At 44.6% G+C, this 12,878-nt stretch carries 9 protein-coding genes and 1 pseudogene; 7 read left to right on the forward strand and 3 right to left on the reverse strand.

What is annotated here, in order from left to right; genetic code table 11:
* Nucleotides 1–8: 8 nt before the first annotated feature.
* Nucleotides 9–149, forward strand: a pseudogene (locus MC7420_RS37370) (DUF3598 family protein); the annotation flags it as partial.
* A gap of 3 nt (nt 150–152) precedes the next feature.
* On the opposite strand, the gene MC7420_RS26315 reads toward MC7420_RS37370, so the two are convergent.
* Complete coding sequence (locus tag MC7420_RS26315; protein WP_044209888.1) at nt 153–935, reverse strand: ABC transporter permease; 783 nt, start codon at nt 933–935, stop codon at nt 153–155.
* A gap of 91 nt (nt 936–1,026) precedes the next feature.
* Between MC7420_RS26315 and MC7420_RS26320 the strand changes: the two genes are divergently transcribed.
* From MC7420_RS26320 to MC7420_RS26335, 4 genes are all read left to right on the forward strand, one after another.
* Nucleotides 1,027–1,386, forward strand: coding sequence for a response regulator (locus MC7420_RS26320; RefSeq protein ID WP_006104245.1), 360 nt, complete (start codon nt 1,027–1,029; stop codon nt 1,384–1,386).
* Between the two features lie 251 nt (nt 1,387–1,637).
* Nucleotides 1,638–2,531, forward strand: coding sequence for a tetratricopeptide repeat protein (locus tag MC7420_RS26325; protein WP_006104328.1), 894 nt, complete (start codon nt 1,638–1,640; stop codon nt 2,529–2,531).
* 112 nt (nt 2,532–2,643) lie between these two features.
* Nucleotides 2,644–4,587 (forward strand): GTPase family protein, encoded by a 1,944-nt coding sequence (locus MC7420_RS26330; protein WP_044209843.1) that lies wholly within the window; start codon nt 2,644–2,646, stop codon nt 4,585–4,587.
* A 248-nt stretch (nt 4,588–4,835) separates the two neighbouring features.
* Nucleotides 4,836–8,066 carry a patatin-like protein gene (locus MC7420_RS26335; protein WP_044209845.1) on the forward strand — a complete coding sequence of 1,077 codons (3,231 nt, stop codon included), beginning with the start codon at nt 4,836–4,838 and terminating at the stop codon, nt 8,064–8,066.
* Between the two features lie 65 nt (nt 8,067–8,131).
* Here MC7420_RS26335 and MC7420_RS26340 read toward each other — a convergent pair whose 3' ends face one another.
* On the reverse strand, nt 8,132–8,776 hold the full coding sequence (locus MC7420_RS26340; protein WP_006104269.1) for a hypothetical protein: 645 nt from the start codon (nt 8,774–8,776) through the stop codon (nt 8,132–8,134).
* Nucleotides 8,777–9,333: 557 nt separating this feature from the next.
* Between MC7420_RS26340 and MC7420_RS26345 the strand changes: the two genes are divergently transcribed.
* Nucleotides 9,334–10,542, forward strand: a complete 1,209-nt coding sequence (locus tag MC7420_RS26345) for a hypothetical protein (protein WP_006104265.1) — start codon at nt 9,334–9,336, stop codon at nt 10,540–10,542.
* Nucleotides 10,543–10,586: 44 nt separating this feature from the next.
* On the forward strand, nt 10,587–11,429 hold the full coding sequence (locus tag MC7420_RS26350) for a mechanosensitive ion channel family protein (RefSeq protein ID WP_044209891.1): 843 nt from the start codon (nt 10,587–10,589) through the stop codon (nt 11,427–11,429).
* An 85-nt stretch (nt 11,430–11,514) separates the two neighbouring features.
* Here the strand turns inward: MC7420_RS26350 and MC7420_RS26355 are convergent, their stop codons facing one another.
* Nucleotides 11,515–12,771 (reverse strand): cation:proton antiporter, encoded by a 1,257-nt coding sequence (locus MC7420_RS26355; RefSeq protein ID WP_006104288.1) that lies wholly within the window; start codon nt 12,769–12,771, stop codon nt 11,515–11,517.
* Between the last annotated feature and the right edge of the window lie 107 nt (nt 12,772–12,878).

Raw genomic sequence — 12,878 nt, forward strand, 5'->3', positions numbered from 1 at the left:
TAGCACTGGAGGTTAGGGCTGAATTGGGCTTAATTGCTGGAAATCGCCGCCTACGGTTAGTGCAACTCTACAATAAAGACGCTCAACTGTCTCAGTTAACCTTAATTCGGGAAAAACGCGCCGGAACCGATACCCCAGAACGTCCCCCCTGGTTAACTCGACGCACTGGTATAAAACCGCAAGGCAAACCGCCAAAATATACCGGACACTACCAGTAATCCTAATGCCAGAATCGCCGCACCCACCACCCAGACGAACTCACCGCGACCTAATATTACCTCGGCGGGTATCGTGGTTAAGAACGCCACAGGGACAACAAAGGTAAAGAAAAATCGATAAACGGTGGGATAAGCCACCATCGGGAAACGCCCTGCTTCCAACAACCCGCGCAGCACTTCAGTCACATTATAAATTTTGACAAACCAAATACTCGTGGCTCCCAGTATAAACCAGAGGCTGTAAAGACTGATCAGACCAAACACCAGGGGAACAGCACCCAAAAGGTAATCAACCCCACTGATGTTAAGGCGTTTACCTGCATAAGCTAGGAGGATTCCAGCAAAAATTAAATCAGGCAATCCCCAAGGCGACAGGGTACGAGATGACAGCCAAAACTGGGAACTAATCGGCTTAAGTAAGATAAAGTCAAGCGTACCCTGCTGGACATGCTGGACAATGCGATTGAGATTAGGACTCAGCAGCGTCGCCGCAAACCCTTGGAGAAGGGTAAAAATCCCCAGAATCACCAAGGCTTCTTCCCAACTCCAGCCCTGAAAGGTGTAGCCCGTGCGGTAAAACAAAAATAACCCAAATAAACTGCCTACTAAGTTTCCGAGACTGCTTAAGGCAGCAATCAGAAAGTTGAGGCGATACTCGAGTTCAGCGGCGAGAGCAGTCCTCCAGAACAACTGGAGTACGTTCAGATATCGTTTCATTTTGATTAAGATAGCAGAAATCACCGCTGATGATGGCGGTTAGGTAGAGCAAAATTGTGACAAAATGTAAATTAAACCGTGAGGATCTCCCATGAGAAAAATTTTAGTGATTGAAGACGAAAGCTTAATTCGAGATAATCTCTTAGAACTACTGGAAATTGAAGGATTTGATGCCATCGGAGCAGACAATGGTCAGGCTGGGGTGGAAATAGCCAAAGAGTTTCATCCGGATGTAATTTTGTGTGATGTGATGATGCCTAAACTGGATGGTTATGGCGTTTTAGAGGCATTGCGTCAAGAGCCTAGCACGGCTGACACTAAATTTGTCTTTCTTACAGCTAGTGCCGATCAAATTAATCTGATGAAAATTAGGGGGTTAGGCATTGATCATATTCTCAAACCCTTTAATGTGGATAAATTCTTGACATTGCTGGAGCATCAAAATAGTTAAATAACGTAGCCAAAACAGCAGCCAATGCAGAACGCCTAACTGAGATAATTCATGACTGGATCGATTGTGGCGTTCAGACCTACTATTTTCTAGTCCTTGTCTTCCTTGTCCTATCTATATACGCCGATCAACCACAACTGAGTGTAAATTCTCAAATTCTCGAAGAAGCTAGCTTTCCGATCAAAATGCAACCATTGGCGCAAACGACGCCAAGGCGTTCATAATGTTCAGTAGAGTTCAAGGAGTTTTTTGTGTCTCAAAAACGCAGGGTTTGGGTGATAGTCGTGTTAGTGCTAGCCGTGCTGGCATTTGTGGGTATATCGACGATTCCGCTGTTGAGGAGTGTTGTAGAGAGCAATCAGCCGTCTGCTGTTAGCACACCGAATGCCCAACCCAGCCTATCCACAGAACAGCAAGATCAACTCGAAGAACAAGCTAAAGGGTACGAACTGGTTTTACAGCGAGAACCGCAAAATCAAACCGCGTTGCGGGGACTATTAGAGGCAAAACTGCGCCTAGGTGATGTTGAAGGCGCGATCGCACCGTTAGAAACCTTAGCTGAACTAAATCCTGACCAACCCGAATATGGGGTGTTGCTAGCTCAGGCAAAAGAACAAACCGGCGATCGCGAAGGTGCAGCCCAAGCTTACCGTCAAATTTTAGCCTCACAACCCGGAGATATCAATGCCTTAAAAGGATTAGCCGCCCTGTATATTCAGCAAAACCGTCCAGAAGCAGCGATTGGTTTATTGCAAGAGACAATTAAAAACGCTGGACAACAGAATCAGACTCAACCGGGTAGAGTGGATGTGAGTTCTGTCAAATTGTTGTTAGGAGAAGTTTACCTGAGTCAACAGCGCTTTACCGAAACCCTCACCATTTATGATGAACTGATCGAAGAAAATCCCCAAGATTTTCGCCCGGTATTGGCTAAAGCCCTAATTCTCCGCCAACAAGGGAAAACCGAAGAAGCCAAGCCTCTATTTACCACAGCAGTGTCTCTCGCACCGCAGGAGTACAAAGATCAAGTCAAGCAACTTGCCACATTAAGCGAACAGCCTACACCTGCACCAACCGCATCCCCCGATAATAACGAGACACCTGATTTTCCCGAACCGCTTCCGGAAGGGGATGAAAATCCTTAACAGTAGGGTTTGGTAACAGTAACAGTAGGGTTTGGTAACCAAACCCCTACATTGGTTGTCAATTGAATTACGATAGCGATAACGGAGGCTTTTGTGTGGCAGGTATCAGACAATGGTGCGATTAAAATGGTGGCAGTGGATCGTATTGGCAATGCCGATCGCGTCCATGATTATCTTCTTACTCTTATCTGCGGGTTGGCAAATCCACGAGTGGGGAATTAATTGGATCTGGGGTATCTTTATCCTGATCTTCGCGGGTTGGCGTTGGTTGCTAGTAAAATGGACGCGGACAACAGTCGATCAGGTAGAAGCAGCAGTAGCGGAGGTTCGCGATCAACTCGAGGCTACCACAGAGGAAACAACTGCCTTACCCGCCACAGATGAGGCGACTCAAAACGCCGAAGCCGCCCTGCAAACGGTGCTGAAAAAAGCACAGGATGATCCGCCCATCTGGGAAGACTGGCAAACCTTTTGGCAACGATGTCAGGAACTTGTGATCGCCATCGCCCATATCTATCAGCCGGCGGCGAAATATCCCTTACTCAATATCTACATTCCCCAAGCTTATGGGCTGATTCGGGGGACGGTGGATGACTTAGATCAGTGGATGCAGAAGTTATCGCCAGCGTTGAGTCAGGTGACAGTGGGACAAGGATTGCAAGCCTACGAAGTCTACCAGAAACTCGAACCCTCCGCCCGCAAACTCTGGCAAGCGTGGAGTTGGGCGCAGTGGGTAGTCAATCCGGTGGCGGCGCTAGCCAAACAAGCGAGTAAGCGTTCGAGTAACCAAGCTACCCAGCAACTGTTGATGAATTTGGCACAGATGCTGCGCGAAGCAGCGTTAAAGAATTTATCTCGACAAGCGATCGCGCTTTATAGTGGAAGTACCCCACCGGGTTCAACAACCGTTTCCCCACCCAAACCGCAACTCCCCCAGGTAAAAACCAAAACCCTGCGCGATATCCTCGAACAAGCTGAACCGGTAGAAGCGGTTGAACAAAAACCTGTGAGTATTTTGCTGGTGGGGCGTACTGGATCGGGTAAAAGTAGCCTAATTAATACATTATTTCAGGCAGAACGAGCCGAAGTCGATGTCTTACCCAGTACCGATCGCATCCAGAATTACCACTGGCAAACTCCAACTGGAGAAACCCTGACGCTGTGGGATACGCCGGGATATGAACAAGTCAACCGATCCGATTTGCGGGACTTGGTACTCGATTATGCCACGAACGCCGATTTACTGCTACTGGTAACCCCCGCCCTCGATCCGGCGCTACATGTTGATGCGGAGTTTCTCAAGGAAATCCAAGCAGATATTGAAGACTTACCCGCCATTACAATCGTCACCCAAGTCGATCGCCTGCGCCCGATTCGGGAATGGCAACCCCCTTATGATTGGCAATGGGGGGAACGAACCAAAGAAAAAGCGATTCGGGAAGCGACAGAATATCGCGCCGAAAGTTTAGGGGAATGGTGTGATATCGTGTTACCTGTGGTGACGGCGGATTGGAACACCGGGCGCACCCCTTGGAATATCGAAGCGCTATCGTTAGCATTAGTTGACACGATCGCACCTGCCAAACAACTGCGTCTTGCCCGCTTTTTGCGAAACCGAGAAGCCCGTACAGCGGAGGCGGCTAAAATTATTGACCACTATACGTTTCAGATGGCAACGACTCAGGGGTTGGCAGCGTTTCTGAAAAGTCCGGTGCTACAGTTTGTATCCACAGTAACAACCGGATCTCCCACGCTAGCCTTTGCCCTGGCTGAACAAATTCCCGTCGAACAGTTACCCGTAGTCATTGGCAAATTACAGATGGCGTATGACTTATTCTCCTTGCTGAGTGCAGAGGATACTCAGATGCCATTCGACTTGCGATCGCTGTGGTCATTATTGCTGGACAATTCATCTTCACCTGATCGCAATGCCTGGGCATTTGGTCACGCTTTGGTAGAATATTGGACACAGAATATGAGTGTTGAACAATTACGCCAGAAGTTTAAGTTTTATCTCAACCAGCAACTGGACTTTGGACAAAAGGAAACAGCTTAAGTAAATAGAACTTGCTGTTTAAGGTAAGCGAGTTCTCAGCCGTTAACTTTTATGGTATGAATTAGGAAGTAAGCTATTCGGCATTTAAACCTTAATATCAATAATGGCGCAATCCTTGCTGTAGTGCGTTAAGCGAAGCCATGCCGCAGGCTTTGCATCTTGCTCGCTACTAATACCCAATTTAAATGCATTACAGCTTATCCCGGTCAAACACTTTTGTACCACTCACCTAAACCCGCGATCGCACGATGCCTACCCCTAGTCACCCCCTCCGAAAACCTGAATTTCGTCGCGAACATCGCTTAGGACTCGTCGTGTATGGTGGTGTTTCTCTCGCCATCTATATGAATGGCATCTGCCGCGAATTCTATAATGCGGTACGGGGTCGAGGTATCTATAAGCTGATTAAAGCCCTAACAGATTCGGATATTGTGGTGGATATCCTCTCCGGAACCTCAGCCGGCGGTATTAATGGCGTGTTACTGAGTTACGCCCTTGCCAATAGCACTAAAGACACCATTGTTGACTTTAAAGAATTTGGGCAAATTTGGCGTGAGAGTGGGAATATCCGCGAATTAATGCATCACCCCTCAACCCAGGAAACCCAACAGGATTCGGTTTTGGATGGTGCTGGGTATTATCAAACAGCCCTAGCCGAAGCGTTTGAAAAAGGCATTTATAATCGCACGGATGCGCCAGATGGGGAGTGGGTATCTGAGTTGAATGAACTCGATTTATTTGTCACCGGAACTGACATCCTGGGACAAATTTACCAGCTATTTGATGATACAGGTCGAGTCATTGAAGTTAAAAATCACCGCCAGATTTTTCACCTCAAGCATCGTCAGGGACGTCACGAACCCTTTAATCCGGATAGTGACCCAGCGGATTTAAGTCGGACGCCAGAACAAACCTATCAATCTCTGGCAAAACTTTGCCGAATTACCTCATGCTTTCCGGTGGCATTTCCATCAGTTAATGTGGGTTTAAAAGAAGATTCAAATGACGTGGATCAGCGACTGATTCAATGGGGACAATTGGAGAACCGTGATTTACCCGAACAACGACCGCCAGAGGGTTATCAACTCCATTTTATTGATGGTGGCGTGTTAGATAATCGACCCTTTAGTTACACAATTAAAGATATCTATTTTCGCACCGCTAACCGTCCCGTTGATCGCAAGCTGATTTATATTGATCCCAATCCCGATCGCTTCTTGGCAAATCCTAACTTTAATTCCATGGCGAAGCCTAGCACTTGGGACGTGCTTCAGGATGCGTTAGTTGGACTCCCGACGTATGAAAGCATTAGCAACGATTTGGAGTTAATCCAAGCCCACAACGATAAAATCAGCCGCTATAACAGCCTACTCGCTAGTGTGGAAGTACCCGATCCATCAACGCCTGGTATTTCCCACAAAATTACCGTTAGTGAAGAGATTTACCTCCGCAGCCGCCTGATTGGTTTGCGCGATCGCATCCTCCCCCTGATTTTACGCATGGATCAACAGCAAACCACGGCTTCAGGGACTGATAAAAAAGTCATTTTAGAGAAAACCGGACAACGGTTAATTGCGGATATCACCAGCCCGACCGACAGTCAAGATAAAGATATAATTCTTCAACAAGCTAGTCAGCATATTCGTAATCTGGATATAGACTATGCGTTGAGGAAGCATTTCTATATTATTGATAAGCTATTTCAGCAGCTTGAGAAAACAACCGAAATCGATGAATATAATAAGCAGCGATTACTTGTCAGTCGGTTAAATCGACAACTTAAACTGCTAGAAGTAATCCGCTTTAGTTTAGATATATTACTCAGTCATCCGCAAGTTAGTGAATCTTTTTACAGTTTACTGGAGCAAAGTTTAGAAAATTCTGATCCGAAATTTCAACAGCAGTGGCGCAAGCAAGTTTATGATCGTCTCTTGCGTTTGCACCGCTTTTTCTTTGATGCGGATGGTTTAAATGACCTGTCTCCATCCGGCTTAGACCAAAATCGCCTAGAGTTCGTTCCCGCCAACTTTTTTAAGACATTACCCACCGCTGCGGAACAGTTAGGAGTAGAGTTAAACCAGCTTCAAGACAAACAGATTAACTGGTTACCCCAAAAACAAATTTCTAGTATTATTGCCCAATTCCATCAAAAAATTCGCCAACTTGATGATGATCCATCACTGTTAAACCATATTTGGTCGGATCAAAAATACCAGAATAGCGATCCCGAAAACTGTAGTCAACTGTTTTGCTCCATTCTCCATCAAATTAATCAGGCATCAGAACGGTTAATTCAAACCAGTAACCTCAACGATTATGAGGATATTCTCAATCGTTACCAACAGTTTGGTTACTTAGATCAGGTACTCTATCCCTTTGAATATTTAACCAATTTTTCTGAAAAAGATATAATTGAAACAATTCGCTTTAGTCCAGATGATGCTCAGCTAGGGTTAGGGAAGGGAAAAACCTTAGATGATAAATTGGCTGGGGATACCTTACAAGCTTTTGGCGGATTTTTTAAGAAATCCTGGCGTTCCAATGATATGTTGTGGGGGCGATTGGATGGACTCAATCGTCTTGTTGAAGCCTTAGTGACTCGTGAATCATTGCAAAATTTTCCAATTTTCTTGGCGCGACAAACCCAAGCACAAGGATGTACAGAAGATGAATACTTAGAACAACTGGTTCAAGACTGTTTCCCCGATTCCACAGCCAACACTCGTCAGAAACTCAAATCCCATCTTCGCTTATTAGCTGATCCAGATCTGTCTGATGCAGCGATGCATATTATCTTAGACGATCTGGTATTAGAAGGTCATCGCTCAATTTTAATGACCGACTTAGAAACAGTGATTGAAGATGAAATCAGCGAACAACTAACCTGGAATCGCCAACGGGTTAAACCCACTGATCCTGATGATGTGGAACGATTACTTGCTCAACTCGGTGATCAACCACCCAGCTATCAACCCGTTCCAGGTTATTTTGAGAAAACGGTGAATACTCTAGCGGCGGCAAAATTAGCCAAAGATGCGATTGGTAGATTCTCTCCCCAAGCCAAAGAAGACTTCTTTCGCAATCAATACCGGATTGGTAAAGAATCTATTTTAAAAGATATTCCCGGAATTGTGCTGGCAAATCTTGCTACTCGTGCGGCTTTAATCCTGCGAGATATTATGATTACGACTCTAGGAAAAGAACGTGCAAAGAAACTTCAAGGGCTTTTAAGTTATCAATTTGTGAATAAGTCATTACAACTTGTCTATTGGTGGTTACAATTAAAAAGTCCCACCGCGTTTCAGAGTCCCAAATTTATCGGCAAGCGACCGCTAATATTAGTTCTACAAGTACTACTCCTACTCACTGCCATTATCTGTGTGGTAATTACTATCTCTAATTCGCCCATAGCTACCGCCGTCGCCCTCATTGCTACAGTTTTGTTTTGGTTATTAGGGTATGCGTGGAAAAAGTCTTAATTTTCTTATGTCTTATGTCTTATGTTAAAAAGAATAGAGACTTCCATTTTAAAATTCATGCCATGTTAGGAGTGTCGATTTTGTAACGCTCTCATTTCCTGTTGCACATCTACAACAATCTGTAATGCCTCATTGAGTAAACGCCCGTGTTCCGTTGCTTGGTCGCTAACTTGTAACGCTGTCAATGCCATGAGGTTATTATCAAACAATTCAGAATTGCATTTGATAAACTTGTCATTTTCCCTCAGAATTCGCTCAGTTTTTAAGGCTCGAATAATATCGTCACGGGTTAGCCGAAGTGCCTGAATAACTTGTCCGCGATTTGTTAACGCCACACCCGGATTGCCAACGGCTTCAATTTTGTCATTAATATTAATGGCTTGAATCACTCGATTAAATCGGTTGACATCTTCAAACAGTCGGATTAAATTCTTGCATTTACGGCTAATGGCAATTTTGCGAATATCGTTGAAGAATAAGGTGATGGCAAGAATGGAAGGGATAGCAATTAACAACTTAATATGTTCCGGAAAAACCTGGAGAAGTACAAACCCTGTTAAACTAATCAGGATAATAATCAAAAGGGTTTTAGTAATCTCCGCGACGAATTTGGGCAGAGTCGGTGGTTTCAGGACAGTATCAACACTTACTCCACTCAAATGTTTGAGTTCTCCTTTGGTGATTTTTAGTCCCTGTAAGTCAGGTTGCATCGTGGGTATGATAGTTTGACTTTAGCGATCCGGGTTTGGCTTAATCAGTGATACGCCTAGTTGTATCTTCCTCTGTATTAGCACATAAAGTTGATTTCATCTTTGTCCGCTATCGAAACACTAGCAATCGGTGGTTCTTCAATCTAACGAACACCATAATGATCGCCTGCTTGGAGTGCGGTTGACATTGATGGCACTGTTGGCGATCGCATAGGACTTTGATATCATCAGATTGATGACTTTCAGCACCCGCCTCTGTTTGTGGACGGAGGAGCCAGTAGCGATCGCAGTGTAGTCAACTAGCGCGATTACGATCAGTGGCTTAAATGGTTAGGTAACATTTAACTATCTATAGCTACCATTTCAGCTCAATGCAAAATTTAATGGTTAATTTTCGGAATATTACTCAGTGCAGAAACATCAGTTAGTTCTTCCGCCGTTTCCTTTTTGACAACAGCGATTGTTCGTATTGTTATTTCATTAACTCAATTTACCAGAACTGAAAGAATGATTTCCACCGTCTGACTTTTATTGTGCCTACCTACTGGAGAAACCTGATGACTCATTCTTTAGTTCACTCAATTCGGCAAAAGTTCCAGTCGTGGTTTACCCAGGCGCAAGCAGCAGTAGCAATCGAGGATGAAGAGGTTGAGTTGCCCGATGGGATTCAGACTCAACTGGGGCAAAAAATTCAGGCACTCCCCTGTTCTCAGATCTATCAAACCGCAGTGCAAGAGGCGATCACCGCTGGGGTTGAAAACTGGCAAAGTCACCTGGATGTCGCCAATAGTTTGATCATTTTGGGCAGCCCCGTAGAACCAATTGCCAAAATTTTGAGCGATAGTCTGCAAACCTGGCACAATCCCCCCGTAGAGGTATTCACACCTCTACCTTGGCGAATGCGTCCTCATGATCCATTAATCATGTCTCAAGAAATTCAGCAAGCCCTGCAAGCCTACTCACAGATTGATATTAAAAACCCTAAGGATATAGGCGATCTGCTTGAGGCAGACTCCCTGGCTGATCGAAAAACATTGATGATGATTCCCTGTCTGGATCAATGTTTTCTGCGTTGTATTGGGGGTTGGAATAGCATTGAATACTTACGAGACATGGTCATGCATAATCGCAATTGCTTTTGGGTTATAGGATGTAACCATTGGGCTTGGGATTTTCTGGATTTTGTGTGCCAGATTAGCGCCTATTTTAGCGAGGTCAAACCGTTACCGGAACTAGATGGAGCGATGATTCAAACCTGGTTAAACCCGATTGCCAAAACCATGGTTGAACCAGAAGCGATAGAAGACTCAGAAGATAATCTTGGTCAGGCATATTGGAGAACTCTTGCCAGTCAATCCTCTGGTGTCAGTAGTATTGCCTTTGGCGTATGGCTAAATAGCTTACGAATCAAGCGCGATCAACTAGAGGATGTTAATTTATCTCAATTGAACTTGAGCGAGACAGCGACAACCAGCAAAACCCGTTTTACCTTACGTCAAACTAAACCCACATTGCCTAGTTTGCCACCATTAACGGGGATTGACCGCTATTTACTTCATTCGTTGCTAATTCATGGGCAGATGAGCCATGTCCATCTTGCCCTGAGCTTGGGTGAACCCGAAAGCCAAATCCAAGCTCGGATTCAGGGGTTATTGCGAGCCGGGGTACTAGCTAGCAGCAATGGCATGCTATCAGTACGTGCTGCCCATTATGCCAAGCTGAAGATTGAATTGACGAATAATAACTTTTTTGTTGGCGAGGATTAACCATGAGTGTATCGGGTTTTGATCTGATCAGTTTTGTTCAGGCAATGCCGGCGTTGTTGGCACAAATCGAGGCATCGGAAACCTTACCGCAACGAGTTCTTACCAATATTACGCTGCAAAAAATTTTTCGTTCTCTCGTCACTATTTTGATCGCTTATGGGAGCATATTTGTCATTCAGTCGCTCACCAGTTGGAGTTCAGAACGAGTTCCCCGCCGCTTTCGATTATTGATCAAACAATCTTTGCCCTTTTTGAAAGGGTTGATTTTGATCCTAACGTTTTCCTATCTCCTGAATCTGTTTCTGAACTTGTCTCAGGAGAACCTCCTCGCATTGACAGGCACGATCGCTATTGCCCTGGGATTTGCCTTTAAGGATTACGTGAGTTCGATTATTGCCGGAGTAGTTGCACTGTTTGAAGCTCCCTATCGAGTGGGCGATCGCATTCAAATTGAAAATCATTACGGTGAAGTGGTGGGTTATGGTTTGCGTGGAATTCGACTCCAGACTCCTGACGATAACATTGTCACTATTCCCCACAACAAAACCTGGACTGAAGCTGTCTCCAATGCCAACAGCGGAGAGCTAGAAGCTCAGGTTCTCACTGACTTTTATTTTGCTCATACTGTAGATGCTGAACAAGTCATCCAGATTCTGTATCAGGCAGCTTACAGTAGCAAATATACGCAGCTAAAGCTTCCCATTGTAGTTATCATGCAAGAACAAATGTGGGGTACTCAGTTCAAGCTGCGGTCTTACCCAATGGATGCCCGCGATGAATTTATCTATAAAACCGATCTGATTCGCCGTGCCAAGCAAGCCTTTGCTCGCCAAAATTTACCTTACCCAAAGTTATCAGATATCCAAAACAATGACAGTTGCCCCTGATCAGCACCATTGTAGAGACGCGCCATGGCGCGTCTCTACATAAATAATGTGTCTCTCAAAAATATCTGTAACCTCTTTTTTTAGGTCATGCATTATGGGTTCTTTCCTGATCAGCTTTCTCATACCACTTCATTAAAGGAGTCGCACTAATTCCATGTATGATGATAGATAGTACAACAGTTATGGACGTTATCCAAGCAATTCTTTCACCCAATTCTCCCTCTAAACTCTTACCAAGAGAATAGGAAAGATAGTAGAGAGAGCCGACTCCTCGAACGCCAAACCAACCAAATAACCAGCGGGTTGTGGGGTGAAACTGTGAGCGAGGTAACTTGGCAAAACCTAAGTTGGTGGTGCTAATCCAAGCGCCTAAAGGTCGGATGGCAAAAATTAATAACCCGGCGATGAGAAGGGCTTCACCACCAAATTTGAGAATTGGCTCAATTCGTAGGAGGGAACCTAACAGGAGAATAGTTCCCACTTCCATCAGCTTTTCAAGTTTTTCGGTGAATTCCAGTTGCGAAAGTCGCCGATTATGGTTAGGAGAAATACGCTGTACCATTAACCCAGCAACAAACACCGATAAAAATCCATAACCGTTAATCAGTTCTGTCAGTGCATAGGTGATTAAGATAATACTAAGACCAATAAAGTCCTCCATTAATACATCAATGGGTCGAAACTTTTGGAGCTGCTGCTTAATCCACATCACTCCATTACCGACCAAAATACCCATGGCAATTCCAGCCGCGATCGCCCAAATCAAATCAACAACAATCCATTGCTTTAACCAACTTTGCCAATTATTGTTTTCTAACCAATGAATTCCAAAATAGACAAAAGGAAAGGCTAACGCATCGTTCAATCCCCCTTCAGAAGTCAGACCAAATCGCAACTCATCTCTATCTCCTATATGTGCCAATTGGACTTCGGATGCCAATACGGGGTCAGTTGGTGCGAGAATTGCCCCCAACAAAACAGCCGCTCCCCAGTTCAGATTCAATAACCAATGGCTAATTGCTGCTATGGCAAAGATTGAAATCGGCATTAGAAAAGCGATAAGCCGAATTGTTGAATTCCAAGCTCTTAGTCTCAGAGGGCGATTCATTTTTAAGCCGCAACTAAACAGAGAGACAATCACAACAAATTCGGTGATGCGCTCCAAAAATTCGGTTTGGGGCTGAAGTTGAATCAGATTAGTCCCATAGGGTCCGAGAAAAATTCCCACAACTAAGTAAATGAGAGCGTAAGAAAGAGGTAATCGCTTAATCCAGCCTGAACCCATTGTGACCAACAGGAGCAGTAAGCCAATGATCAACAAGGCAAGAATGTAGATATCCACACAAGTAATATCCTATTTAACAATCGGAAAGGTTTTCTAAGACAACACGAAGAGGCGGTATTTAAATCCGTCTCGAAGTAGTCTTTTAGAATCCCTGGTATGCATAA

The organism is Coleofasciculus chthonoplastes PCC 7420 (assembly GCF_000155555.1).
GTDB classification, from domain to species: domain Bacteria; phylum Cyanobacteriota; class Cyanobacteriia; order Cyanobacteriales; family Coleofasciculaceae; genus Coleofasciculus; species Coleofasciculus chthonoplastes_A.